Here is a 25,616-nt window from a genome sequence, read left to right as displayed (position 1 = left end):
ATGGTCGGGCGAGGTGAGATGGGCCTGCACATTTTTCGACCGCCTTTGGGGTTTTGGCCGTTCCGATTTCAGCGGGGAAGGGGGCGAATCGTGTGTGCTGGTGTTTCCGCATTGCGGGTCCGTGCATACCTGCGGCATGAGATTCGACCTTGATATCGCCTTTGCCGATGGTGACGGCAGAATCGCGAAGTGCGTCGAAGGTGTGGACGGGTGGCGTGTTGTCAGCTGCCCCGGAGCGCGGTTTGCGCTGGAGCGCCGGTCGCCCGTGCGTGAAGTGAGTCGGATGAGCTGAATGGCGGGTGCTGAGGGGCATCGGTTGCGTGGCGGAAAGGGATTGCCCAAACTATTTTCAAAAGTTGCTTGACCGAGTTTTTCAATTTGGTATAGTAATCACCGCTGTCAGCGACAGTATGACTTGGCTCGGTAGCTCAGTTGGTAGAGCAGAGGACTGAAAATCCTCGTGTCAGGGGTTCGATTCCCTTCCGCGCCACCCTCGTCATCGAAGAGACCTCCTGGAAACAGGAGGTCTTTTTTGTATCAGTTCCACGCCCGTCCGATCGCGACGAGTTGGCTTGGGGTATTAGGATTGTATTGCGGCGACTCTTGCCGCGTCGACCGAGACTCGAGGGGAGCACCGATGTCAGACAGGATCCGCGGTGTCAATTTGTCCGGCTGGTTCATCTTGGAACCATGGGTCACACCGTCGTTATTTGCCGCCACCGGCGCTTCAAATGACGGGGAGCTCCAGCAGGTGCTGGGTGCGGTCGCCTATAACGAGCGCGTCCGTGAGCACTATGAGACCTTTATCTCCGAAGCTGATTTCAAGCGTATGTCCGCCATGGGCCTCAACGCGGTGCGCATCCCCTTGCCGTGGCACGTTTTTGGTTCGCAGACCGATCGCGAGTCCTATATTTCTTGTATCGACTACATCGACCGCGCATTGGAGTGGGCGGAGAAGTACGAGATGCGCGTCCTGCTCGATTTGGCGACCGTTCCCGGTGGGCAGGGCGACGCGAATGGGTCTTCCGTGACCCCCGATATCGTCGGCGATTGGCACTCGTCTGTGAGCGGCCGCGCCGTCGCGCTCGAGACGCTCGAGCGCTTGGCGGAGCGCTATGGCGAGCGGGACGGCTTGCTCGGTATCGAGTTGCTCGACTCGCCCGTGATGAGCGTCCGCAAAAACCTGTTCACTGTAACCGAGGGCATTCCCAGCCATTACCTACGCAATTTCTATCGCGATGCGTATGAGGCGATTCGCCGTCACATGCCCTCTCGCAAGGTCATCGTCTTTTCGGATTCTGGCCATCCTGGCGCCTGGAAGCGCTTCATGGCCGGCGACCGATACCAGAACGTCGTGATGGATTTGCACCTATATCACTTCCGCGACGAGACCGCGCAAGACATCACCACTCCGAGGGGCCTTGCCGCTGCGCTTGGGCGCAACAAGGATCTGATTCGCCGAGCGACCGATCTTGGGTTCCCGGTGTTCGTCGGCGAGTGGTCGGGCGCTGCGGTGCTGGCCGGATCTTCCCTGACACCCGAGGGACGCCGTGCGTATGAGCGCGTGTTCGTCTCCAATCAGCTCGCGACATTCGACGATGCGGACGGATGGTTCTTCCAAACCTGGAAGACGGAGCGCCGCATTGCGGCATGGGATGCCCGTGTGGCCTTGGCGCCGCTCGAGCGTGCGATGATGGAGTAGCGGATGACGGAGAACAACACGGAGCGCCTTGTCGCCGGCGCGGAGGGCGTGCTCTCCATGGTCGGCACCCCGATCGGCAATCTGGGAGACCTTACCCCGCGGGCGGCGCAGGCTTTTCGCGACGCAGATGTGATTTGCTGCGAGGACACGCGCGTGACCTCGAAGCTCCTGGCATATCTGGGTATTTCAAAGCCGCTTGTCCGCTGTGACGAGAACGTGATCGCGCGGCGCGCTCCCGAGCTTGTGGATCGGCTGCTCGCCGGTGAGCGAATCGCCTTTGCCTCGGATGCCGGCATGCCGAGCGTTTCCGATCCCGGCCAGGTGCTGGTCGACGCGGCTCGCGAGGCGGGCGCGCGCGTCGATGTCCTGCCGGGCCCGTCCGCGTGTGTGACGGCGCTCGTGCTTTCCGGTATTCCGTGCGACCAGTTTTTCTTCGAGGGCTTTTTGCCGCGCAAACATGGAGAACGGGTAAAGCGTCTGCGTCGCCTCGCATCCATCCCCGGCGCGTTGCTGTTCTACGAGTCCCCGCATCGGGCTGAGGCGTCCCTCGAGGCGATCGCCGAGGTGTTCCCGGGGCGCGTGGTTGCGTTGTGCCGTGAGCTCACCAAACTTCACGAGGAAGTTTTGCGTGATGAGGCGCCGGTTCTGCTCGAGCGGCTGCGCGAGCGTGGCGAGCTCAAGGGCGAGATGGTCATCGTGGTGGCGCCACCGAGTGAGGAGGAACTCGAGCGCCTTCAGGCCGTTCTTTCGTCTGGTGTCGATGAAGGTGCTGCCGTCGATCCCGAGGAGCTGCTGCGTTCGGATATCGCCGAGGGCCTCGCCGCCGGCGATTCGGCAAACGCGCTGGCCAAGCGCTTGGCGCAGAAGTACTCGCGCAAGAAGCGCGACGTGTACAACTTGGTGCTCGAAGCGCAGCAAGAGGTATAAGGGCCGGGTGGCGGTTCATGCGCCCAACCTGCTAATATGAAGCATTGCATCAAAACCAAAGAGGGAAGGAAGCCGCGCGTCATGAGCTCGAAGCCGTCCTACTACATCACCACACCCATCTACTACGTGAACGCCGACCCGCACCTGGGCACCGCGTACTCTACGATCATCGCCGACGTCCAGGCGCGCTACCGCCGTGCCGCCGGCTACAACGTCAAATTCCTCACCGGCATGGACGAGCACGGTCAGAAGGTCGCCGAGGCCGCCGAAAAGCACGGTATGACCCCGCAGGAGTGGTGCGACTCTCAGGCTCCTCACTTCCATGAGCTGTGGGAGGAGCTGGAGATCTCGAACGACGACTTCATCCGCACCACCGAGCCCCGCCAGAAGCGCGCCGTGCAGTACCTGTGGGAGCGCATGCAGGAGGCCGGCTACATCTACAAGGGCAGCTACGATGGCTGGTACTGCGTGCCGGACGAGACCTTCTTCACCGAGACCCAGGTCGACAAGGCCGACGAGGCCCGCGGCACCAAGGGCGAGCACCTCTGCCCCGACTGCGATCGCCCGCTCGAGCGCGTCAAGGAGGAGAGCTGGTTCTTCAAGCTCTCCGCGTTCCAGGACAAGCTGCTCGCGCTCTATGACGAGCATCCCGATTTCGTCCAGCCCGATTTCCGCATGAACGAGGTTCGCTCCTTTGTCGAGGGCGGTCTGAACGACCTGTCCGTCTCCCGCACTTCCTTCGACTGGGGCATTGAGGTTCCCTTCGACGACGAGCATGTCACCTACGTGTGGTTCGACGCGCTCACCAACTACATGACCGCCGTGGGCTATGGCGCCGAGGGCGACGAGGCCGCTGCCGACTTCGCCTACCGCTGGCCCGCTCAGACTCACATCGTGGGTAAGGACATCATTCGTTTCCACTGCGTGATCTGGCCCGCCATGCTCATGGCGCTGGGCGAGGCCCTTCCCGAGCATGTTTTTGCCCATGGCTTCCTTACCGTCAAGAACGAGGAGACCGGCAAGGCCGAGAAGATGTCCAAGTCCCGCGGCAACGCCATCGCCCCGCGCGAGGTCATCGAGAAGCTCGGCGTCGAGGGCTATCGCTACTACTTCATGACCGACGTCACCCCCGGTACCGACGGCGCCATCAGCTTCGGCCGTATGGAGCAGGTCTATAACGCCGATCTGGCCAACAGCTGGGGCAACCTCATCTCGCGTTCGACCAACATGTGCATCAAGTACTTTGAGGGCGCCACGCCCGAGCGCGCCGCCGATGCCGCCGGCTACGCCGAGAACCCGCTGGCCTCGGCCGCCGAGGGCATCTTCGAGCGCTATGCCGCCAAGATGGAGGCATTCGCCTACGGGGATGCAGCCAAGGAGATCATGGACCTGATCCATGCCGCCAACCACTACATCGAGGATTCCGAGCCCTGGACGCTGGCCAAGGATCCGGCTAAGGCCGGCGAGCTCGCCAACGTGATTTGGAACCTGCTGGAGGCTATCCGCATTTCTGCCCACCTGCTCATGCCGCTCATGCCGAGCACCAGCGCCGAGGCCCTGCGCCGCATCGGCTGTGAGGGTGAGGCCGCGACTGACGACATGGACGCATCTTGCGTCTGGGGCCAGCTGGCCGCTGGCCTGCCGGTCGAGAAGGGCGAGGCCCTCTTCCCCCGTCTGGGTTAATGAACCCGACCGACCACCTGAGGCGCCCGACCTTGCCGCCTGATCGCCGCTTGCGTGCCTTATGCACGCTGCGCCCCTCTTACGGCAACCTCGGGCACTTTGGGCGGTCGGTTTCTTTGTTGAGCTTTTGAATGGAGCGCGTATGACCACATCCCCGCTTGCGAACCCCACGGCAACGCGCGAGATGCTCGAAGCGTTCGGCCTGGCGACCAAGCACCGCTTGGGTCAGAACTTCCTTATCGACAATCATGTCATCGAGCGCATTATGGCGTTGGCTGAGCTTACGGGCTCCGAGCGCGTGCTCGAGGTGGGGCCGGGCATTGGCACGTTGACGCTCGCACTTGTGCAGGAAGCTGCCCGCGTGACGTCCATCGAGATGGACACCGAACTCGAGCCGGTTCTCTCGGCGCACGCCATGGACCACTCCAACTTCCGTTTCATCATGGGGGACGCGCTCGCGGTGCCGCCTGCGGCGATTGCCGAGGCGCTTGACGGCGAGCCCGAGCTGCTCGTGGCGAACCTGCCCTACAACGTGGCTGCCACGATCATCCTGCAGTTCTTCCAGACCATGCCGTCGCTTCGCCGTGCCGTCGTCATGGTTCAAAAGGAGGTTGCCGATCGTATCGCCGCGGTGCCGAGGACCAAGGCCTATGGCGCTTACACGGTGAAGCTTTCGCTGTACGGCGAGGTCACGGGGCGCTTCGAGGTCCCTCCGCGCTGCTTTATGCCTGCGCCGCATGTGGATTCCGCCGTTGTGAGAATCGACCGCGTGGATGCTTCTGATGCCGAGGATGAGGGAGCGGCTTCCGCCGATGCCGCGGCCGTGGCGCGTGTGGTCGATGCTGCCTTCGCGCAGCGCCGCAAGACCATCCGCAACTCCATGAGCTCGAACGGCTTTGACAAAGACGCGCTCGACGCCGCCTTCGAAGCGTGCGGAATCTCGCCGACCGCCCGAGCCGAGGCACTTACCACGGAAGATTTCATCGCGCTCGCCGCCTCGCTGACGAGCGCGCCGAGCGGGGAGTGAGGCTCGTGGCGATCTCGTTCACCAAGAAGAACAAGGTGTTCACGCTGCCGCCAGTGCATGCGCCTCTGTTCGATACCCATGCTCACCTGCGATCGTTTTGGGGTGAGAATAAAGATCCCGTCGAAGTGCTCGTCCGCGCGCACGAATCGGGCGTGCGCGAGTTGATGACCATCTTCGACCCCATCGCTGATAAATCGGAGGAGACTCCCGATGCCCTGGCGTTCTCCCGTTGGTTGCATGGGGTGATCGATGCCGCCGCCGATCGTGGTGCCGAGGTACGCGTTCGCTACTTGGTGGGCGTCCATCCCTACGGGACGCTCGATTATACCGACGAGTTGCATGCACAGGTCGCAGCCGCGCTGGATGACCCTCTGTGCGCGGGTATCGGTGAGATCGGCCTGGATTATCACTTTGATGCAGATGACCAGATCGAGGCGGCTCCGCACGCTGCGCAGATGAACGTCATGGCGCGTCAGCTCTCGCTTGCCGTCGAGCGCAACGTTCCTGTTGAGCTGCATCTGCGCAACGACTACGGCGATGAGGCTCGCACGGCCCATGCCGATGCGATCTCCGTGCTCGAGCGCGTGGGCGTGCCCACCGCGGGCTGCGTGCTGCATTGCTTTGGCGAGGATCGAGCGACTATGGAGCGTTTTCTTGCGCTTGGGTGCCATATCGCCTTCGGCGGTGCCGCGACGTTCAAACGCAACGACGCCGTGCGGGAGGCGTTCGCCGCTTGTCCGCTTGACCGCCTGCTGTTGGAGACCGATTGCCCCTATATGGCGCCCGAGCCCATTCGCGGCCTGGAGTGCGAGCCGGCGATGATTGCCCAGACTGCCGATGTCCTCATATATGACCGCGCCGACCGCACGGGCGAGTTGCCCGACGCGGTCGCTACTGCGATTTGGGACACCTCGAACGCCCTATTTGGAGGTCGCCATGAGTAGGAAATCGAAACGCGATATGACCCCCGAGGAGCTCGCCGAGCTCAAGGCAGAGGACGAGCGCGCGATGGAAGTCGCCCGGGAGCTGCGTGCCCGCCGCGAGGCGGTGCAGGGCCCCGCGCCAATCGACAACAGACTCCATCGCGAGCTGCCGCTCGCAAAGGTCGCATATGGGTTGGTCGCTTCGACTGTGTTCGCCTACGCCGTGTCGCGTCTGGGTGTCTACCTGGGTAATTCCAGTTTGGAAAGCTTCGCGAGCATCGCCACAACGCTGCTGTTCCTCGCCTCGTTCATCGTGTGGTTCGTTTCGCGTCATCAGGCCAAGAAACTCACGAGGGAAGCGCGCGGCGAGTAAGTTCGCTTGCCGAATCTTCTTCATGCACGGGCCGGTCGGGGATGTTCGTTCCCTGGCCGGCCCGCTTGTTGAAAGGTATGGGCGCCGTTGCCCTGTTACGCGTTCCATCCGTCGATGGAGAGCGGGTCGGGCATGGTGGCGTATATGCGTTCCTCAGCTGTGGGCGGCTTGCCCTCGAAGAGGCGCACGAGGCGATCGAGTTGGACGGCAAGCCACTCGAGAAGATTGGGGGGTTCGAGTTCGTTGGTCGTTGTGAGCTCGACGGACCCGATGGTCTCGCCGTTTTGGGTGTAGGTGACCGACCCCGCGGCAGTTCCCGCCGCGTGTTTGCCGCGAAGCTCGTCGACTTCGACCTTCTGTTCGATGGGTCCGCCGAGTGTGAATACGCGCGCGGCTGCGTCTGCGTCGGCGAAGGTGAGGTCCATGAGTTTATCGGACCAATCGACGCAGGCCGCCTCGGCGGCCAGGGGCACGCCCCCGACCTGCTTGGGGCTGGTGGCAAAGGGCAGGTTGGCAAAGTGCCCGTAGTACCAGTTTGCGAGAGTCAGCGTATCGTTGAAGCGCCCATCGTCGCCCTTTGAGCCGAAGAGTGCGATATACACCTCGCCCTCGGGCTCGCGCGAGAACGTGCACACGAAGCACTCGCCCGCCTCGTAGGTGCTGCCCGTTTTGCCTCCAAGGTTGCCATCGCGCCCGAGGATCTTGTTGCGCACGGTGAGGGGCAAGGAACGCGCGCTGCCGTCGGCTGAGGTGACGTGCATCTCGGTGGCGCCGCTGCAGGCAAAGGAGCGGAAGGCCTCATTGCGCCATGCTTCGGCCCAGATGCGCGTGAGGTCGTGCGCGGTGCTGTGCAGATTGCCGACCCAGGCGCCGAAGTCGAGGCCGTGGGGGTTCTCGAACAGCGTATCGGTGCAGCCGAGTTGGGCGGCGCGGTCGTTCATGGCCTTGATGAAGGTCCCGTACGGGTCGGCGCTGGCGGGGTCGATCTTGCCGCCGACGTGCGTGGCGATGGCGGTGGCCACGTCGTTGCCGCTCATGACCATGAGGCCGGTAAGCGCCTGTTCGAGCGTGAGGGTGTCGCCTTCTTTGAGGCCCACGCAGGATTCGCCCACCGTCGCGGCGGTGCGATCGACGGTGAGGGTCTCGGATGGATCGCAGTGGTCGAGTGCGACGAGCGTGGTCATGACCTTGGTGGTCGAGGCGATCTTGATGGGGGAATCGGCTTCGCGCTCGTAATACACGGATCCATCGGGACGCATGATGATGGCGTGAGTCGCCAAGATGTTAGGCATCTCCTCGATGGCGAGCCCGCGCTCTTGCGCCGAAGTTCCTAGGACCTGGTCGGTCAAGAGGACATCGGCGTATGCGGGTTCGACGAGGATTGCGAATAGGACGAATGCGGTGGTGAGGGCTGTCCCGAGCGCGGCTGGAAGAGCTTTGTTCATGTGTTCCTTCTGTCTGGGGAATTGAATGCAGTATACGCCTCGTGGCGTTGGGACATCATTTCGCGTCGTGTGGTGCCTCGATTTTTACGACTGTGGTCAAAAACTTAATCCATACAGTATGTGAGGCTGTATGCGAGTGACTTGGGACGTCTATTTTCGGGATGCGGCGTTGCATAAGGGGGCGGAGTGACGTCTTTGCGGTCGCGGCGAACGCAAGTTGAGAGTTCAGGGTTCGTCACCTTAAGACGGTGCGACTGTATGAAGTTGAATTATGACCATCAATTCGATGAGAGAGTACTTATCTTATGCTTAACGCGGTTGCAAGGAGGTGCGTCGGCGTGGTCTTTTCGCCATAATGGACGAGACGGAAAGGAGCACATCGTGGATACGCCTCGTATTCTCGTCGTGGACGACGAGAAGACCATCACCGACCTCGTGGGAATTTACCTGCGCAATGAGGGATTCGATGTGACGCTGGCGTATAACGGCGCCGATGCCGCCCGTCTCATCTTGGAGCGGGAGTTCGACCTCGCTGTGCTCGATATCATGCTTCCCGATGTGGACGGCTTCGAGTTGCTCCGCACCATCCGCACCGAGCGCACCTATCCCGTCATCATGCTCACCGCCCGCGACAGTCAGTCCGATAAGATCGAGGGCCTCACCCTCGGCGCGGACGACTACATGGTCAAACCCTTCCGCCCGCTCGAGCTCGTGGCGCGTTGCAAGGCGCAATTGCGCAGGTACACGCGGTACGGCAGCCGCGAGCAGGCGGCCCCCGTTGAGGATGCGGGCCCAATCATCTCCTTCAACGGGCTCGAGATTAATCGCGATGCCCGCACGGTCACCGTGGACGAGAAGTCCGTGCGTTGCACCCCGCTCGAATACTCCATTTTGCTGTATCTCGCGGAGCATCGCGGCCATGTGGTGCCAGTCGAGGAGCTGTTCCGTGCTGTGTGGGACGAGGAGTTCATGGCGGGTTCGAACAACACCGTCATGGTGCACATCCGCCACCTGCGCGAGAAGTTGGGCGACGACGCCCAGAACCCACGCTTCATCAAGAACATCTGGGGCGTCGGGTACACCATCGAGAAGTAGGCTCCGATTGGGGGCTACCGCTTCGCGGATAATCGTCGTGCCCGTATCCCGAGACATCTCAAAATCGAGGCGAAAGCAGGGTAGATGAACACTGAGAAAAAGAGATCGGCGCGGCGGCAGCACGCGCCGGTAAACCCCATGACGGGGCTGCCCAATGACCGTTCGGAAGCGCCGCGACAGGCGGGCGCCGCGGATGCCCCCAATATCGATGCCTCGGCTGCCCCTGCCGTCGGAGAGCGCTTCTTCACGACCTCGAACGATTCGATCGACGAGGTCATCGCCAAGCTGCGAATCCTGCTCGACAGCCGCCTGCTTTCCTTGGTCGTGTTGGTGCTTCTCTCATTTGCGGTCATCGCGCGCGAGAGCTTCATCGCGTTCCTCATCGCGATTGTCGTGGGCTACATGCTTACGGATCGCTTTGTGACGGTCCGCCGCGCGGTGACGCTCGGTGGCTCCGCTTGGTTTTCCGTGATCTTCTTCGGATCCCTGCTCACGGCTCGTGCACGACCGTTGTTCGTCGATATAGATTACCTGTTCATGTTCTGCGGCTTCTTGCTCGCATGCGCGGTGTGCGGCGTCTTCTTTGTGGGGCGTGCGCTGTATTATGCCGGCTACGACCGCGGGCAGGCTGCCGCGGATCGAGTCATCGCCGGCCACCTTGTCGACCGCCTGATCGACAACCCACAGGATGTGGACAACCTCGACGGAACCTTCCTGGAGGTGGAGGGTGCGATCAGCCGCGTGCGCGACCAGGAGCGCCAGGTCGCCGAAGCCCTGCGCGATGAGGCGCGCCGCAAGGACGATTTGGTCACCTACCTCGCCCACGATCTCAAGACGCCGCTCGCCAGCGTGGTGGGTTACCTCTCGCTGCTGCAGGAGGCTCCCGACCTGCCCGTGGAGCAGCGCTCTCGCTTCACCGGCATCGCGCTCGACAAGGCACATCGCCTCGACGCGCTCATCGAGGAATTCTTCGACATCACGCGTTTCGACTTCCACGACATCGTGCTCACGCGTGGCTACGTGGATCTTTCCCTGCTTCTCGCGCAGGTTGCGGACGAGTTCTATCCCACCCTCGCCGAACAGGGCAAGCACGTCGAGGTCGACGCGCCGCTGAATCTCACGGTCCTCGTTGACGGCGACAAGATGGCCCGTGTTTTCAACAACGTGATGAAGAATGCGATCGCCTACAGTTACGAAGGTTCGACGATCCGCATCGAAGCCGTGCGCGGGGAGGGCTCGGTGACCGTGCGCTTCGAGAACCAGGGCGACCCGATTCCCGCCGCCAAGCTTGGGACGATTTTCGAGAAGTTCTATCGCCTCGATGCGGCGCGCGCGACCAACCGCGGCGGCGCCGGCCTGGGCCTCGCCATCGCCAAGGAGATCGTGACCGCACATGGCGGAACCATTGCGTGCGAGTCCACCCCCGAGTGCACCGTGTTTACCATCGTCGTGCCCGCGTGACAAAAGCCCGATTGCGAAACCTCAATTTGGGGACTGTCCCTCAATTGAGGTTTTGCTTTGTCAGCGTTTGATATGCCGGCGCCGTTTGATGAGTTCGGGCTTACACGCACCTTACATGTGGTTCACGGGTGCCTGAAGTGCGGGTCGTACCATGCTGAGAGCTATGAGCAAGAATGCGAGGAGGCTCGAAGGTGGACTACACGCCCGAGGATAGCGCCCAGGCGATGGCGCGCGCGGCCGAGGAGGCTGCCTTGCGCGAGCGGGGTGACGTGCCCATGGTCCCCGCCGGTGCGGGGAGCGAGGTCGCCCCTGTGCACAAGACGCGTATCTCCGTCGAGAACGTGGACCTGTACTATGGCGACCATCATGCGCTGAAGGACGTTTCGATCGATATTCCCGAGCGCGAGATCACCTCGTTCATCGGGCCGTCCGGCTGCGGCAAGTCGACCTTGCTGCGTTGCCTGAACCGTATGAACGATTACGTGAAGGACTGCCGTGTCGAGGGTTCCATCAAGCTCGACGGCCGTGACATTTACGCCGATTACAACACCACGCTGCTGCGCCAGCGCGTGGGCATGGTGTTCCAGCATCCCAATCCGTTCCCCATGAGCATCTACGACAATGTCGCCTACGGACCGCGCGGCGCCGGCGTGAAGAGCCGCAGCGAACTCGATGCGCTGGTGGAGGATTCCCTGCGCCGCGCCGCCCTGTGGGACGAGGTCAAGGACAAGCTCAAGGATTCCGGTCTGAGCCTGTCCGGCGGCCAGCAGCAGCGCCTGTGCATCGCGCGCGCTATCGCGGTACAGCCCGAGGTCTTGCTTATGGACGAGCCCACCTCTGCGCTCGACCCGATCTCGACGGTCCAGGTCGAGCAGCTCGCCATGGAGCTCAAGCGCGACTACACGCTCGTGGTGGTTACCCATAACATGCAGCAGGCCTCGCGCATCTCCGACTCCGTGGCCTTCTTTCTGCTGGGCGAGCTCGTCGAGCACGCGCCCACCACGCAGATGTTCAAGGCTCCGCGCGATCAGCGCACCGCCGATTACCTTACCGGTCGTTTCGGTTAATCGGGCAGGCCGGACGTGCGTCCCGCATGCGGTGCCCTGGTGCCGTGTGCGGGGCGTACGCCGTTGTATCGGCGCGGGACGGTCAAGACCGCTCAGCGGTGCCGTCCAGTGGGTAGAATTGTCGAAACGGTCGAGGAGGTATCGTTCGCATGATTTATTACGTCGAAGATGATGACAACATCAGGGGCCTGACCCTGTACGCCCTGCGCCAGCAGGGTATCGAGGCAGAGGGTTTCAGCTGCGACAGCGAGTTCAAGGCCGCCGTCGCCCGCCGTGTGCCCGACGCCGTGCTCCTCGACATCATGCTTCCCGATACCGACGGTCTCGAGATCATGCGCCGCTTGCGCGCCGATCAGGCGACCGCGACGGTGCCCATCATGATGCTCACCGCGAAGGACTCGGAGCTCGATAAGGTCGTCGCCCTCGACGGCGGCGCCGACGACTACCTCGCAAAGCCCTTCTCCCTCATGGAGCTCACGAGCCGCTGCCGCGCCCTGCTGCGCCGCGGCGGCATGATGAGCCGTCCCGCCCCCGAGATGCTGAGCGTGGGCGGCATCGAGCTCTCGCCGAGCCACCGCGAGGTTCGCGTGGACGGCCATGAGCTCAAGCTCACCCTGCGAGAGTTCGATTTGCTTGAGTACCTCATGCGCAAACCCGGTGTCGTCTTCACGCGTGAGTCGCTGCTCCAGAGCGTTTGGGGTTGGGATTTCGACGGCGGTTCGCGCACCGTCGACGTGCACGTTCAGACCCTGCGCCAGAAACTCGGTTCGCATGCCGATCGCATCGAGACGGTTCGCGGCGTGGGCTATCGCCTGGTCGATCGTGCCGCGGCCGATGAGGCCGTTGCGGATTCCGCCGAATGAGCAGCCATCAGTCGCTGTCGAGGCGCGTATTCGTGACCATCCTGGGGATGTCGCTCACGACCATCATCGTGTTCGCCCTCGCCCTTACCTTGATCGTGCAGCAGCGGCTCGTCCATGCGACGAGCGCCGAGCTTGCCGACGAGGCCCGTGTGGTCGCGGCTTCGCTCAACAGCGCCCCCAGCCATCTCACCATGCTGCGTCGACTGCATTTGGAGAACATCCGCGTCACCCTGGTCGATCCCGAGGGCGATGTCCTGTTCGACAGCGATACCGACGCGAGCAAGATGGAGGACCATGCCGACCGTCCCGAGATCGAGCAGGCAATCTCGACAGGCTACGGTTCCGCCGAGCGTTCGAGCACGACGCTGGGCGAGGTCATGCTCTACCAGGCGGTGCGCCTTGCCGACGGCAGTGTGGTGCGCATTGCCGAGGGAGAAGCGGGATACCTGGCCATCCTGGGAACGCTGTCCTTGCCCGTCGTCCTCATGGTCGTCGGTGGCGCCGTTGTTGCCGTCGTCGTTGCGCGGCGCGAATCGCATCGCATCATCGAGCCCTTGCTCGAGGTCGATCTCGATCATCCGCGCCGCAATGTCCAAAACGCCTATTCCGAGATGGAGCCCATGTTGGAGCGTATCGAGAGCCAGCGTCAGGAGCTCAAGCGCCAGATGCGCGTGCTGGCCGATAACGACCGCATGCGCCGCGAGTTTACCGCCAACATCACGCACGAACTCAAGACCCCGCTCACCACGGTCTCGGGATATGCCGAGCTCATCGCCAACGGTCTCGTGACCGACGAGGCGGATTTGCGCGACTTCGGACGGCGCATCTACAGTGAGGCGGGGCGTCTCACCTCGCTGGTGAACGACATCCTCACTCTCTCCAACCTCGACGAGGCCGAGCGCTCCGAAGGGGACTCGGCTGCGGCGGCCCTCGGCGCACGGGAGCCCATCGACCTCCCGCTCATGCTCGACGGAATCGTCCAGCGTCTCGAACAGGTCGCATCGCGTTCGGAGATCGATTTGGATCTGGATTGCGCGCCGGCTATGGTGACCGGCGTGCCCCGCCTGGTCGACGAACTCGCCTACAACCTGACGAGCAACGCCATTCGATACAACCATCCGGGCGGGTCGGTGACCCTCTCGTGCGGCGTCGAGGCTACGCCGGATTGCGATTGCCCCACGCCCTTCATCCGGGTTGCCGACACGGGCATAGGCATCGCACCCGAGGAGCAGGAGAAGATCTTCGAGCGCTTCTACCGGGTTGACAAGAGCCGTTCCAAGGCGCGCGGCGGCACCGGCTTGGGCCTTGCCATCGTGAAACACGCCGCGTCGTACCACGGTGCCCGCATCGAACTCGAGAGCGAACTCGGCCGCGGCACCACGATCACCGTGCGGTTCCCTGCCCAGGAGCAGATCGAGGCTTAAGCCGGTATGCGCGACCGTTGCCCGCCCCGTGGGCTGGTTCATGCCGCTTGCGCGCGGGTTGCTACCGTTGGGTGGAGGCTAACACGTTTCAGCTCGAAGCCCTTACCCGCCCGATGCGGTCCCTTGTGGCTCCGTGCGTATACTGGCCCTGTGGCACAGCGTGAGAAAGGGTCTGCCTTGAAGTTCTTCATCGATACCGCGAACCTGGAAGAGATCGCCGAGGCGAAGAGCTGGGGATGCCTGGCCGGCGTCACCACCAATCCGAGCCTGTACGCCAAGACGGGCGGCGCCCTCGCCGACTTCGAGCCCCACATGCAAAAGATCGCCGAGCTCTGCAAGGGTCTGCCAGTGTCGGCTGAGACCACGGCGACGACGGTCGATGGCATGGTAGCCGATGGGCGACGGCTCGCCGCGCTCGCTCCGAATATCGTCATAAAGCTGCCCATCTGCGAGGCCGGTCTGGCAGCATGCCGAATTCTGGCCGATGAAGGCATTCGCGTGAATATGACGCTCATCTTCTCCGCGACTCAGGCGTTGCTGGCCGCCAACGCCGGTGCCCGCTATATCTCGCCGTTCGTTGGTCGCTACGACGATATCGCGCTGGATGGCATCTCGCAGCTCGCGAACGTGATCACTTGCATCAAGAACTACGATTGGTCCGGCAAGAACCCGGACGGCGTGGTCGAGATCATCACCGCCTCGGTGCGCACGGCCAACCATGTGGTCCAAGCTGCCCTGTTGGGCGCCGATATCGCCACCGTCCCCATGAAGGCGCTCAAGAAATGCCTCCATCATCCGCTCACCGATGCCGGCATTGCGGCCTTCGAGGCTGATTGGGAGCGCGTCGCAAACGCGTGAGACGAGGGGTCGGTAAAGTGCCTCGCCGGTTTGGTGACCCAGTTGTGGTAAAGCGCTTTATCGCAGGTAAACACCCTTGTCTGCGAAAAAATAGTTTTGAATTTACCGTCTGCGAGCGCCCTGTTCGCCGATTGTCCCGCTATGATTGTCGCGTACATTTATGCACCGCTCACCCACAAGGAGGCATCGTCCATGAGCGATGAGGAACTCATCCAGGTTGCCAATGAGGTCAGGAGGGGGGTCGTGATCGGCACGCACGCAGCGAAGTCCGGGCACCCCGGTGGTTCGCTCGGCGCCGCCGACATCATCACCTACCTCTACTTCGAGGAGATGAACGTCGACCCGGCAGACCCACGTCGCGCCGACCGCGACCGCTTCGTGCTCTCCAAGGGCCACTGCGCTCCCGCGCTGTATGCGGCCCTCGCCGAGCGTGGCTTCTTCCCCAAGGAGGACCTCGAGTCCCTGCGCCATGTCGGCTGCCACCTTCAGGGCCACCCCAACATGAACGATACCCCGGGCGTCGACATGTCCACCGGCTCCCTGGGCCAGGGCGTCTCGGCTGCCGTGGGCATGGCGCTCGCCGCCAAGCACTGGGGCGATGCCTATCGCACCTACTGCCTGCTTGGTGACGGCGAGATCGAGGAGGGCCAGGTCTGGGAGGCCGCCATGTTCGCGGGCAACCAGCAGCTGGACAACCTCTGCCTGATCGTCGACCACAACGGCCTGCAGATCGACGGCAGCATCGAGGAGGTCAACTCCGCGATGCCCATCGCCGACAAGTTCGCTGCGTTCAAGTTCCATGTGATCGAGCTGGCAGACGGCAATGACATGGCTCAGGTCCGTGCGGCCTTCGAGGAGGCCCGCTCCATCACCGGCAAGCCGGTGTGCATCGTGGCCGAGACGGTCAAGGGCAAGGGCGTCTCCTTCATGGAGGGCCAGGTGGGCTGGCACGGCAAGGCCCCCAACGACGAGCAGTTCGAGCAGGCCATGGCCGAGCTCGCGAAGGAGGCTTAAAGCTATGGCAGACGAGAAGAGAATCGCCACCCGCGTGAGCTACGGCGAGACCCTGGTCGAGCTTGGCGCAGAGCACGACGACTTCCTGGTCTTCGATGCCGACCTCGCGGCTGCGACCCAGACGGCCAAGTTCAAGGCCGCCTTCCCCGATCGCTTCTACAACGCCGGCATCGCCGAGGGCAACATGATGGGCCTCGCCGCGGGCGTCGCCACCACCGGTCGCGTTGCCTTTGCGAGCACCTTTGCCATGTTCGCCGCCGGCCGCGCCTACGAGCAGATTCGTAATTCCATCGGCTATCCGCATCTCAATGTGAAGATCGGCGCGACTCATGCCGGCATTTCCGTGGGCGAGGACGGCGCCACGCACCAGTGCAACGAGGACATCGCGCTCATGCGTACCATCCCCGGCATGACGGTGGTCGTCCCCGCCGACGACGTGGAGGCCCGTGCTGCGACGCGTTGCGCCTACGCCACCGATGGCCCGTTCTACCTGCGTCTTGGCCGCTTGGCCGCGCCGGTGATCAACGACCCCGAGAACTATGAGTTCGAACTTGGCCGCGCCATCGTGATGCGCGAGGGCACCGACGCGACCGTCGTCGCCTGTGGCCTCATGGTCTCCGCTGCGCTCGAGGCGGCCGACGCGCTCGCCGCCGAGGGCATCTCCGTCGAGGTTATCAACATGCACACCATCAAGCCGCTCGACGAGGACACCCTGCTTGCCTCCGCGGCCAAGACCGGCCACGTGGTCACGGTCGAGGAGCATTCCGTTATCGGCGGATTGGGCGAGGCCTGCGCCGCCGTTCTGTGCGAGAAGAGTCCCGTCCCCATGCGTCGCGTGGGCGTGCAGGATGTGTACGGCGAGTCCGGTCCCGCGCTCGAGCTGCTGGACAAGTATGGCCTGAACGCCGAGGGCGTCGCCTCCGCCGTTCGCGAGGTGCTGGCCTAGCGGCTTCTTCAGTTTGTTCGCGGTATGCAATGCAACGCGGCGTCGCTTTGATTGCGACGCCGCGTTTTCCATAGGGGGAAGCATTGCGAGTGAAAGCATTGCGTTCGCGGCCGCACGCCGGACCTGCCGCTGAGGTTGCGGTGGCTTTGGGACGGCCGGCCTTGGGACAAGCGGCTCTCGATGGGCTTTTGGCGCGACCGACTCCAGGTGCTCGATGGCTTTTTGCACGATTGTTAGAACTCGTTGCTGCCGTATGCTTTGATGGCTGGCATGAGTTGCATGCGCAGTAGCTTTTGAAGCGTGTGGTATCCGGTGACCCGAATGCGCTTCCGGATTCCCAATGCGCGAAACAGATCGGTGACGAGTTGCTGGAAGAGATGCTCATCAATCAGATCTTCATACCAAACGTTCAGTATCGTGAAGCCCGATCCGACGATCTTATTCTGCCTTCGCGCGTCGCGTCCCACCGCTTCGATCGAGTGGAATTCCTTGCCTTGATACTCCAGTCCGACACGCTGTCTGGGGAAGCCGATGTCGACGCGTCTTTGCCCTACGGGGGTTGCAACAGGGTGGTTCAGGGAGATGGGGCCAAGGCTAAGACCACCCTTCGTGGTCGGCAGGGAAACGAGCATGGCCAGAATGGTTTCCATGGGGGAATTCGATAGGTCGTGTACATGCTTTATCAGGTTTCTAGCCCGTTTGATTCCGGGGACTCTATGGATGGAATTGATGAGCCTTCCGATTTTCTCGGTTGATGTGAGAGGCTCATCGATGCACGTGAGGCCGTCCCATGAATCGTCGAGAACGTAGGTTCCACAAAGCTCATATCCCAAGCAAATGATGTCGAAATCGCTCAGATCTTCATCTGCGCAAATCTGAATGAAGGTGAGCTCGGGGCTCGTTACCCAAAAACCTTTGTCGATTTTAATGAGCGATCGAGGCGGAAGCGGGTGATAGCAAGCGACGGCATGGATGTCCCGTCGTGGGTTGTATCCGTGGTTGCCATCGACCAGGACATGGTAGGGTTGCTTGGCGACGCCGCGTGCGGTCATGTCGTCTTCCAGAAATTGTCGCGGCGGGACCATGAGTCCGGCGACCTTGCCGGTCCTCGGCTTATCGAGCAGCGTCGGGATGAGGCGCTTGCTCGACCGATATAGCTCAAGTGCGGAGGCGCCGCACGCGCAAACAATTCCTTCCATGCATAGACGATACATCCTTTTGGCCATGCTGGCCGATAATTGTAAGAGTGGTCAAAAAGAAGCCTTATACAGTGTTTAGAGCGACGAATAGGGGGAAACGCGCCGAGCGCATCGGGGTGAAAGTCGCCTTATGCCGCTCATGGATGTCATAGTTTTGCCGAGAGTTGCGATTCGTGGGGGAATGCGCTCGCGCGCAGGAGGTTTCACAAGATCAGACTACTGTATGAATGACTTATTTGACCGAAGTCGCCGAAATGAATAGTTGGCAGAAGGGTTTGCGGGTCTGCACGGTCGACAACTTGTGGAATGACTCATGAAAAACAATTGTGTCATCTGAATCTAAGTGATTATGACTTAGGTTTTATGAGTGCAATTGTGGGTACCATGGAAGACGTTCAACAGCGATGCGCCGGTCTTGGGCGTATCGGTCGGCGCGAGCCGGCCTGCAAACGGCAGAAAGGGCATTTCGAGCATGCAGCAATTCAAAACGGAGAGCAAGAAGCTCCTGGACCTCATGATCAACTCGATCTACACCAACAAGGAGATCTTCCTGCGCGAGCTCATCTCCAACGCTTCAGACGCGGTGGACAAGCTCAATTTTAAGAGCCTTTCCGACTCGAGCATTCAGCTGGACGACGAGGACCTCGCCATTCGCGTTTCTTTCGATCGCGATGCCCGCACCCTCACCGTATCTGACAACGGCATTGGCATGACCGCCGAGGACCTGGAGAACAATCTCGGCACCATTGCCCATTCCGGCAGCCAGGAGTTCAAGCAGGCCAACGCCGAGCACCAGGGTTCCGACGTGGACATCATCGGTCAGTTCGGCGTGGGCTTCTACTCCGCGTTCATGGTTGCATCGCGCGTTCGCGTTGTCAGCCGCGCCTTTGGCGAGGACGTCGCACACGTGTGGGAGTCCGATGGCCTCGAGGGCTACACCATCGAGGAAGGCGAGCGCTCCGAGCATGGTACCGACGTCATCCTCACCATTCGCGAGAACATCGAGGGCGAGAACGGCGAGCCCGGAGAGAATTACGATACCTTCCTGTCCGAGTGGGGCCTGAAGGACCTCATCAAGCGCTATAGCAACTACGTGCGCTACCCGGTTCAGATGATGGTCACCAAGAGTCGTGAGAAGGAGCGCCCCGAGGATGCCGGCGATGACTATACGCCGGAGTATGAGGACTACGAGGAACTCGATACCATCAACTCCATGACCCCGATTTGGAAGAAGCGCAGCTCTGATGTGTCCGATGAGGACTATAACGAGTTCTACAAGTCGACCTTCCATGACTTCGAGGACCCGGCCCGCACAGTGAGCTTCCATGCCGAGGGCACGCTCGAGTATGACGCGTTGCTGTTCATCCCCAGCCGTGCTCCCTTTGACCTGTACAGCAAGGATTACGAGAAGGGTCTCGCGCTCTACAGCTCCAACGTCTTGATCCGGGACAAGTGCGCCGAGCTGCTGCCCGATTACTACAACTTCGTGCGCGGTGTGGTGGATTCCCAGGACGTCTCGCTCAACATCTCCCGCGAGACCTTGCAGCACGATCGACAGCTCAAGGCCATTGCCAAGCGCATCGAGAAGCGCGTGACGAGCGAGCTCGAGAAGATGCGCGACAACGATCGTGAGAACTACGAGACCTTCTTCGAGAACTTCGGCCGCGGCCTCAAGTTCGGCATCTACTCCAGCTACGGCATGAAGGCCGACGAGCTGGGCGATCTGCTGTTGTTCTGGAGCGCGCGCGAGAACAAGATGGTGACGCTGGCCGAGTACGCCGCCGCCATGCCCGAGGGTCAGAAGGCCATCTACTACGCCGCCGGCGACGACCGCGACCGCCTCGCCAAGATGCCCGTGGTCAAGGGCGTGCTCGATCGCGGTTATGACGTGCTGTTGCTCACGACGGACGTGGATGAGTTCACCTTCCAGGCAATGCGCGGGTACACCGCCAAGAACTGCCCTAAGGTTTACGAGGACGACGCTGCCCGCGAAGCTGCCGCCAAGGCCGTGGCCGATGGTGCCGAGCCGGAGACCGAGGACCGTTTCCTCGAGCTCAAGAACGTGGCGACCGGCGATCTCGACCTGGCGACCGAGGACGAGAAGAAGGATGCCGAACAGGCCACCAAGGAGCATGGCGACCTGTTCGACGCCATGAAGGAGGCGCTGGGCGACAAGGTCGAGAAAGTCGCGGTTTCTGCTCGCCTGACCGACGCGCCCGCCTGCATTACCACCGAGGGCCCGCTGTCGCTCGAGATGGAGAAGGTCCTCGCCCGCGGTCCCGAGGCCGATCGCGGCGAGATGCCCAAGACCCAGCGCGTGCTCGAGCTCAACGCCAAGCACGCCGTGTTCGACAAGCTCGTGGCCGCACATGATGCCGGCGACAAGGACAAGCTCGCGCTGTACGCCGGCTTGCTCTACGATCAGGCGCTGCTCGTCGAGGGCATTCTGCCGGCCGATCCGGTTGCCTTCGCCCAGAGCGTCTGCGAACTCATGTAGGCGAGCTCGAAAACGATATGCCGGCCCATATGCCGGCCGATCCGCCGGGGCGCTCCAGACGGGGCGCCCCGGCTTTTTCATGGTGGGGACTCATAACGGATTCCTGGTAGTTTGCAGAAAGTATTAAGACGTACGTCAGATACCGTTACAACTGTTGTTTTACTAACGTGCGTAGTATAGTTCTGCACCGAACAATAAATCTCGAGGTCAAAGGATGAGACAAGCGTGAGAAAAGCATGGGAGATCTTCAAGCGCGATGTGCTCCGCTTGTTGCACAATCCAGTGGCGATGGTCATCACCATCGGTGTGTGCATCATTCCGTCCCTGTACGCCTGGTACAACATCGAGGCGAACTGGGACCCCTACGGTAGCACCGAGGGCGTCAAGATCGCAGTCGCCAACGAGGATGCGGGCGTGGAGACCGAACTCACGGGCAAACTCAACGCCGGCGAGCAGACGATCGACAAACTCAAGGAGAACCACGACCTGGGCTGGGTCTTCACGGATGCGAAGAAGGCCGAGGAGGGCGTGCGGCGCGGTGATTACTACGCCGCCATCGTGATTCCGCACGACTTCAGCGAGAAGCTCACGAGCATGCTCACGGGCGATTTCGAGCAGCCCGAACTCACGTATTACGTGAACGAGAAGAAAAACGCCATCGCCCCGAAGGTGACCGATACCGGTGCCGAGACCATCGAGACCCAGCTCAACGAGACCTTTGTGGGCACGGTCACGAGCACGCTCGTGACCGAGGCGAAGAAACTCGGCGTGGATATCGATGCGGCGGGGGAGAGCGCGCACGTTGGCGTGATGGCCGATGTGGCTCATTCGCTGGATGCGCTCGACCGGGTTCGTTCGGGCCTGTCCGATATGAACGCCACGATCGACGCGGCCAAGAAGGCCGCCGCCGATGCGAAGTCGGCCCTCGCCGGCATGGACGAGGAGGCCCCCTCGCTTGTCGAGGCGCTTCAGCGTGGCGACGCCTTGTTGGGAACCACGCGCTCTGCCGCCCGCGATTTCCACACGGCGCTTTCGAGCGCGCTTTCAAACGGTGCCATGCATCTGGGCACTGCGGCTTCCGACGCGAACAGCGCGGTGGGCGCGATCGCCGGCGCGGCGAGCTCGGCAAAAACCAAGATCGACATCTCCCTTATCGACTTCCAATCCGTGATCGACGCCAATACGCGCGCCATCGAGGCGCTGCGCAAGATCAACGGTCAACTGGGCAACGGCGGCAACCTCGATGTCGCGATCGGCGAGCTCGAGCGCCAGAACCAGGGGCTGCAGCAGGTCAAAGACGGCCTGCAGGGCCAAAGCGATGCCCTGGGCAACGACGCCGCAGCTTTCGATAAGGCCTCGGGTGCCATGAACGATGCCATTCAGGGAAGCGTCGAGGGACTCGGCAAGACCCAGAAGCGCATCAACGAAGAGGTCATGCCTCGCCTGAGCGATGGCTTGGATGCGTTTTCAAGCGTCTCCGGCGACCTCGTCGGCGTGGTGCGGAGCCTGACGCCGACCATCGGCCAGTCAATCTCGATGCTCGACCAGCTCGACGCCATGCTCGACCAGACCCGTCAGGCGCTTGCCAGCTCCGATAAGACCCTGGCCGATTTGCAGACGACGCTCGGAAGCGTCGCGACCGACCTCTCCGCTCTCCGCAGCTCCGAGGCAACGGCCGATCTCGCCACCATTCTCGACATGGATCCGGAGGACATGTCTGATTTCATGTCCGCTCCCGTGACGTTGCGCACGGAGCCGGTCTACCCGGTTGCCAATTACGGTTCCGGCGTAACGCCCTTCTACACCAATCTCGCGCTGTGGGTTGGCGGCTTCGTGCTCATCGCCATCTTCAAGCTCGAGGTCGATCACGAGGGCTTGGGTCGCTTCACGGCGAACCAGGGCTACTTCGGTCGTTGGATGCTCATGGTCCTGCTCGGCTTTGTCCAGTCGATCATCGTGTGCGCGGGCGATCTTGCCCTCGGCATCCAGTGCGAGCATCCGGTGTTGTTCATGCTCGCCGGCGTATTCACCTCGTTCGTGTACGTGAACATCATTTACGCCCTGGCCATCTCGTTCAAACATATCGGCAAGGCCATCGGAGTCATCCTCGTGATCGTGCAGATCCCGGGTTCCTCGGGCATGTACCCCATCGAGATGATGCCCGGCTTCTTCCAGGCGCTGCATCCTCTGCTGCCTTTTACGTATGGCATTAACGCGATGCGCGAGACCATCGGCGGCATGTACGGCATGGATTACCTGATGAACCTCGTCGCCCTCGGTGTATTTTTGCTGATCGCCCTGTTCGTGGGCGTGTGGCTGAGGCCCAAGCTGCTCAATCTCAACCTGCTCTTCGACCGCGAGCTCACGGGTACGGGCGTGATGATCTGCGAGCACGATGATATGGCGCGCGAGCACTTCTCGCTCCGCTCCACCGTGCGCGCACTGTTGGATACCGAGGCGTATCGCCGCGACGTGGTCGAGCGCGCCGCGCGTTTCGAGCGTCGCTATCCCACCCTCATCAAGACGGGTTTCTGTCTCGTGTTCGGCCTGCCCATCCTGCTGTTCATCCTTACGGCAACGCTCGATTTGGACATCGACGGCAAGCTCGTGATGCTGCTGCTGTGGATCGTCGCCGTGATCGGTGCCGACGCGTACATGATCTTCGTCGAATATCTGCGCCGGAGTTTGAGGGACCAGGTGCATATGAGCGGCCTGCCCGCCGATGAGATGCGCCGTGAGCTGGGCCGTACCATGCCCTGCGTGCATGAGGAAGGAGGCGAGGAGTAGATGAGGAACATCATCGCCATTCTCAAGCGGGATCTCTCCCGCATTCGTGGAAGCGTGGTCGCGCTCATCGTGGCGGTCGGTCTGGTGATCGTTCCCACGCTGTACGCGTGGTTCAACATCGCCGGCAGCTGGGACCCCTACGGCAACACCGGCAACCTCAAGGTGGCCGTGGCAAACTCCGACAACGGGTACATGAGCGACCTCATCCCGGTGCGCGTGAACATCGGAGACACGGTGGTGTCCGCCCTGCGCGAGAACGACCAGTTGGACTGGAGGTTCGTGAGCGAATCCGACGCCGTGGAGGGCGTCCGCTCGGGCGAGTACTACGCCGCGGTGGTTATCCCCGAGAATTTCAGCTCGCGCATGATGACCGTGTTCTCCAGCGATGCGGAGCATGCCGAGATCGTGTACTACGAGAATCAGAAGGCGAATGCGATCGCTCCGCGCGTGACCGATAAGGCTGCGAGTACCGTGCGCCAGCAGATCGATGAGACCTTTGCAAAGACCATCAGCGATGTTGGCCTGGCAACCACTTCGAGCTTGCTTGAGTTCATGGATGGCGATCAGATCGCGGCCTACGCCGGCAACCTGTCGGGCACGTTGGCCGGTGCCATCACGACCTTGCGTGACGCCTCTGGAAGCGTGGACGAGTTCGCGGGACTGTTGCAGTCCTCCACCGGCCTGCTCGATTCAACGAGCGATTTGCTGGCGAGCGCCGGTGCGGCGAACGAGGATGCCGAGGCCCTTGTGGGCGACGCGAAAACAGGCTTGAGCGGCATGCATGATGCGCTGGATGCCGCGGTTGCGGCCATCAACCAGTCCCTTAAGGATGGCGCGGGCGATTACGACGCCGCCGCGAAGGCCATCGACGAGGCCTTTGGTGCCGCCGACGCACACGTGTCTTTGACTGTCACCCAGCTGCGCGATGCATCCGCGGACGTGGCCAAGCGGGCTTCCGACATGCGTGACGTGCAAGACAACATCCTCGCCGTCGAGCGTGATGTCGAGGGGTCCAACCTGCCTGAGAAGCTCAAGGCCGAGCTGGTGCAGAAGATCGATATCGTCGCCAATACCGTGGGCAACGTCGCCAACCAGCAAGAGTTGCTCGCCAAACACCTCTCCGATGCGGCTGCGTCGCTCGAGACGGGAGCCGCCGATGCGCGGGCGAAGGCGCAGGCTGTGAAGGACGGCATCGCCGAGGCGAAGGGGAGCATCGGCGGCGTCAAGGATTCCTATAATGCGACTCTCAAGCAGCAGATCAGCGACCTTTCCGATGCCGTGGCCGATGTCGCCCGTCGCGGCTCCGATATGGCCGACGACCTGGGCGCGACTGTGACCGACCTGTCCCATGCCGCATCGGCGCTCTCTGATGACCTGGCCGGGGCCCATGCGGTTCTCGCCGATGCGTCTGCCGATCTCGTGTCCGCCGCCGATGACCTGCAGCGTCTGAAGGAGGGCCTGGACACCGCAGTGACCTCAGGCGACCTCGACCGCGTGCGCGAGCTCATCGGTTCCGACCCCGCGGCCCTCGCCGACGCCCTCGCCGCGCCGGTGGCCCTCGACCGCCAGGCCGTGTATCACATCAAGAACTACGGCAGCGCGATGGCTCCGTTCTACACCACGCTTTCGATTTGGGTCGCGGGTATCGTCTTGGCGGCCATGCTCAAGGCCAATGTCGATGAGGCCGACGTCAAGGCCCTTGGCAACCCGCGCCTGCACGAGCTCTACCTCGGTCGCTATGCGTTCTTCGCGCTGTTGGCATTTGCGCAGGCCACACTTGTGTGCGCCGGCGACCTGCTGTTCTTCGGCATCCAGTGCGAGCATCCCTTCCAGTTCATGCTCGTGGGCTGGCTCGCCGGGTTCGTGTTCAGCAACATGATCTACACGCTCACGGTGAGCTTCGGCGATATCGGCAAGGCCATTGCGGTCGTGCTGCTGGTCATGCAGGTCGCGGGTTCGGGCGGTACCTTCCCGATTGAGATGACCGCCGACTTCTTCCAGGCTGTTTACCCGTTCCTGCCGTTCACGCACGCCATCAACGCCATGCATGCCGCCATGGCGGGGGCGTACGGCATGGAATTCTGGATCGAGCTCGGCACGCTTTCGCTGTACCTCATCCCGTCTTTGGCCCTGGGCCTGGTGTTTCGCCGCCCGGTGATTCGCGCCAACCGCTGGATCATCGAGAAGCTCGAGGAAACCAAGCTCATGTAGCGTCTCAATTGGCGACAGGTACAAATTGCCCCCCCCTGGGATTCGGGCGCCCGTCTGCGCAGATGCGCCGGCGGGCGCCTGCTTTTGTGTGGGGCGATCAAGACGATCGCGGCG

19 protein-coding genes and 1 tRNA gene are annotated in these 25,616 nt (G+C 62.2%); 18 read left to right on the top strand and 2 right to left on the bottom strand.

The annotated features are described in order from the left end of the window. Positions 1-417 precede the first annotated feature (417 nt). From AOBCEHNH_RS07725 to AOBCEHNH_RS07695, 7 genes are all read left to right on the top strand, one after another. Positions 418-490: transfer RNA gene (locus tag AOBCEHNH_RS07725), tRNA-Phe, on the top strand. A gap of 147 nt (positions 491-637) precedes the next feature. Further along, a complete protein-coding gene (locus AOBCEHNH_RS07720) occupies positions 638-1,702 on the top strand; it encodes a glycoside hydrolase family 5 protein (RefSeq protein WP_118271846.1) in 1,065 nt (354 codons plus the stop codon). A 3-nt stretch (positions 1,703-1,705) separates the two neighbouring features. Then, positions 1,706-2,629, top strand: coding sequence for a 16S rRNA (cytidine(1402)-2'-O)-methyltransferase (gene rsmI / locus AOBCEHNH_RS07715; protein WP_152063810.1), 924 nt, complete (start codon positions 1,706-1,708; stop codon positions 2,627-2,629). An 81-nt stretch (positions 2,630-2,710) separates the two neighbouring features. After that, on the top strand, positions 2,711-4,312 hold the full coding sequence (gene metG, locus AOBCEHNH_RS07710; protein WP_118271848.1) for a methionine--tRNA ligase: 1,602 nt from the start codon (positions 2,711-2,713) through the stop codon (positions 4,310-4,312). 142 nt (positions 4,313-4,454) lie between these two features. Next, the gene (gene rsmA / locus AOBCEHNH_RS07705) at positions 4,455-5,339 is read left to right on the top strand and encodes a 16S rRNA (adenine(1518)-N(6)/adenine(1519)-N(6))-dimethyltransferase RsmA (RefSeq protein ID WP_152063809.1); all 885 of its coding nucleotides are present in this window, start codon (positions 4,455-4,457) and stop codon (positions 5,337-5,339) included. A 5-nt stretch (positions 5,340-5,344) separates the two neighbouring features. Continuing rightward, positions 5,345-6,283: a TatD family hydrolase gene (locus tag AOBCEHNH_RS07700; protein ID WP_306437548.1), complete on the top strand. Its 939-nt coding sequence runs from the start codon at positions 5,345-5,347 to the stop codon at positions 6,281-6,283. Beyond that, a complete protein-coding gene (locus AOBCEHNH_RS07695) occupies positions 6,276-6,635 on the top strand; it encodes a hypothetical protein (protein ID WP_152063807.1) in 360 nt (119 codons plus the stop codon). The genes AOBCEHNH_RS07700 and AOBCEHNH_RS07695 overlap by 8 nt, the downstream gene beginning before the upstream one ends. A 95-nt stretch (positions 6,636-6,730) precedes the next feature. On the opposite strand, the gene AOBCEHNH_RS07690 is transcribed toward AOBCEHNH_RS07695, so the two are convergent. Continuing rightward, positions 6,731-8,080, bottom strand: coding sequence for a D-alanyl-D-alanine carboxypeptidase family protein (locus AOBCEHNH_RS07690; protein WP_152063806.1), 1,350 nt, complete (start codon positions 8,078-8,080; stop codon positions 6,731-6,733). Between the two features lie 381 nt (positions 8,081-8,461). On the opposite strand from AOBCEHNH_RS07690, the gene AOBCEHNH_RS07685 reads away from it, so the two are divergent. The 8 genes from AOBCEHNH_RS07685 to AOBCEHNH_RS07650 all read left to right on the top strand — a co-directional run bounded on the left by AOBCEHNH_RS07685 (position 8,462) and on the right by AOBCEHNH_RS07650 (position 16,808). Beyond that, the gene (locus AOBCEHNH_RS07685; RefSeq protein ID WP_039910684.1) at positions 8,462-9,175 is read left to right on the top strand and encodes a response regulator transcription factor; all 714 of its coding nucleotides are present in this window, start codon (positions 8,462-8,464) and stop codon (positions 9,173-9,175) included. Between the two features lie 84 nt (positions 9,176-9,259). After that, on the top strand, positions 9,260-10,636 hold the full coding sequence (locus tag AOBCEHNH_RS07680; protein WP_118271854.1) for a sensor histidine kinase: 1,377 nt from the start codon (positions 9,260-9,262) through the stop codon (positions 10,634-10,636). A 173-nt stretch (positions 10,637-10,809) separates the two neighbouring features. After that, positions 10,810-11,703 carry a phosphate ABC transporter ATP-binding protein PstB gene (pstB, locus tag AOBCEHNH_RS07675; RefSeq protein WP_442340105.1) on the top strand — a complete coding sequence of 298 codons (894 nt, stop codon included), beginning with the start codon at positions 10,810-10,812 and terminating at the stop codon, positions 11,701-11,703. A 149-nt stretch (positions 11,704-11,852) separates the two neighbouring features. Further along, positions 11,853-12,566: a response regulator transcription factor gene (locus AOBCEHNH_RS07670; protein WP_118271855.1), complete on the top strand. Its 714-nt coding sequence runs from the start codon at positions 11,853-11,855 to the stop codon at positions 12,564-12,566. 32 nt (positions 12,567-12,598) lie between these two features. Next, the gene (locus AOBCEHNH_RS07665) at positions 12,599-13,990 is read left to right on the top strand and encodes a sensor histidine kinase (RefSeq protein ID WP_226803359.1); all 1,392 of its coding nucleotides are present in this window, start codon (positions 12,599-12,601) and stop codon (positions 13,988-13,990) included. A 177-nt stretch (positions 13,991-14,167) separates the two neighbouring features. After that, positions 14,168-14,848: a transaldolase family protein gene (locus tag AOBCEHNH_RS07660; RefSeq protein ID WP_152063804.1), complete on the top strand. Its 681-nt coding sequence runs from the start codon at positions 14,168-14,170 to the stop codon at positions 14,846-14,848. 192 nt (positions 14,849-15,040) lie between these two features. Beyond that, the gene (locus AOBCEHNH_RS07655) at positions 15,041-15,862 is read left to right on the top strand and encodes a transketolase (protein WP_152063803.1); all 822 of its coding nucleotides are present in this window, start codon (positions 15,041-15,043) and stop codon (positions 15,860-15,862) included. Positions 15,863-15,866: 4 nt separating this feature from the next. Then, entirely contained in the window at positions 15,867-16,808 is a 942-nt protein-coding gene (locus tag AOBCEHNH_RS07650; protein ID WP_152063802.1) for a transketolase family protein, read from the top strand. Positions 16,809-17,041: 233 nt separating this feature from the next. Here the strand turns inward: AOBCEHNH_RS07650 and AOBCEHNH_RS07645 are convergent, their stop codons facing one another. Next, positions 17,042-18,007, bottom strand: a complete 966-nt coding sequence (locus tag AOBCEHNH_RS07645) for a putative endonuclease domain-containing protein (RefSeq protein WP_152063801.1) — start codon at positions 18,005-18,007, stop codon at positions 17,042-17,044. Between the two features lie 472 nt (positions 18,008-18,479). Between AOBCEHNH_RS07645 and htpG the strand changes: the two genes are divergently transcribed. The 3 genes from htpG to AOBCEHNH_RS07630 all read left to right on the top strand — a co-directional run bounded on the left by htpG (position 18,480) and on the right by AOBCEHNH_RS07630 (position 25,502). After that, a complete protein-coding gene (gene htpG / locus AOBCEHNH_RS07640; protein WP_152063800.1) occupies positions 18,480-20,504 on the top strand; it encodes a molecular chaperone HtpG in 2,025 nt (674 codons plus the stop codon). A 225-nt stretch (positions 20,505-20,729) separates the two neighbouring features. After that, complete coding sequence (locus AOBCEHNH_RS07635) at positions 20,730-23,291, top strand: YhgE/Pip domain-containing protein (protein ID WP_152063799.1); 2,562 nt, start codon at positions 20,730-20,732, stop codon at positions 23,289-23,291. After that, positions 23,292-25,502, top strand: a complete 2,211-nt coding sequence (locus AOBCEHNH_RS07630; protein WP_152063798.1) for a YhgE/Pip domain-containing protein — start codon at positions 23,292-23,294, stop codon at positions 25,500-25,502. The last annotated feature ends 114 nt before the right edge of the window (positions 25,503-25,616 follow it).

The sequence above is a fragment of the Collinsella intestinalis genome, from assembly GCF_902501455.1.
GTDB classification, from domain to species: domain Bacteria; phylum Actinomycetota; class Coriobacteriia; order Coriobacteriales; family Coriobacteriaceae; genus Collinsella; species Collinsella intestinalis.
Note: the sequence above shows the minus strand (reverse complement) of the source record. Positions and strands in the feature narration are given on the sequence as shown.

What these genes read in the sequence shown, in the direction of transcription:
- AOBCEHNH_RS07720 (WP_118271846.1), top strand. Translation starts at nt 638, where the DNA reads ATGTCAGACAGGATCCGCGGTGTCAATTTGTCCGGCTGGTTCATCTTG.
- rsmI (WP_152063810.1), top strand. Translation starts at nt 1,706, where the DNA reads ATGACGGAGAACAACACGGAGCGCCTTGTCGCCGGCGCGGAGGGCGTG.
- metG (WP_118271848.1), top strand. Translation starts at nt 2,711, where the DNA reads ATGAGCTCGAAGCCGTCCTACTACATCACCACACCCATCTACTACGTG.
- rsmA (WP_152063809.1), top strand. Translation starts at nt 4,455, where the DNA reads ATGACCACATCCCCGCTTGCGAACCCCACGGCAACGCGCGAGATGCTC.
- AOBCEHNH_RS07695 (WP_152063807.1), top strand. Translation starts at nt 6,276, where the DNA reads ATGAGTAGGAAATCGAAACGCGATATGACCCCCGAGGAGCTCGCCGAG.
- AOBCEHNH_RS07690 (WP_152063806.1), bottom strand. Translation starts at nt 8,080, where the DNA reads ATGAACAAAGCTCTTCCAGCCGCGCTCGGGACAGCCCTCACCACCGCA.
- AOBCEHNH_RS07680 (WP_118271854.1), top strand. Translation starts at nt 9,260, where the DNA reads ATGAACACTGAGAAAAAGAGATCGGCGCGGCGGCAGCACGCGCCGGTA.
- pstB (WP_442340105.1), top strand. Translation starts at nt 10,810, where the DNA reads ATGCGAGGAGGCTCGAAGGTGGACTACACGCCCGAGGATAGCGCCCAG.
- AOBCEHNH_RS07670 (WP_118271855.1), top strand. Translation starts at nt 11,853, where the DNA reads ATGATTTATTACGTCGAAGATGATGACAACATCAGGGGCCTGACCCTG.
- AOBCEHNH_RS07655 (WP_152063803.1), top strand. Translation starts at nt 15,041, where the DNA reads ATGAGCGATGAGGAACTCATCCAGGTTGCCAATGAGGTCAGGAGGGGG.
- AOBCEHNH_RS07650 (WP_152063802.1), top strand. Translation starts at nt 15,867, where the DNA reads ATGGCAGACGAGAAGAGAATCGCCACCCGCGTGAGCTACGGCGAGACC.
- AOBCEHNH_RS07645 (WP_152063801.1), bottom strand. Translation starts at nt 18,007, where the DNA reads ATGGAAGGAATTGTTTGCGCGTGCGGCGCCTCCGCACTTGAGCTATAT.
- htpG (WP_152063800.1), top strand. Translation starts at nt 18,480, where the DNA reads ATGCAGCAATTCAAAACGGAGAGCAAGAAGCTCCTGGACCTCATGATC.
- AOBCEHNH_RS07630 (WP_152063798.1), top strand. Translation starts at nt 23,292, where the DNA reads ATGAGGAACATCATCGCCATTCTCAAGCGGGATCTCTCCCGCATTCGT.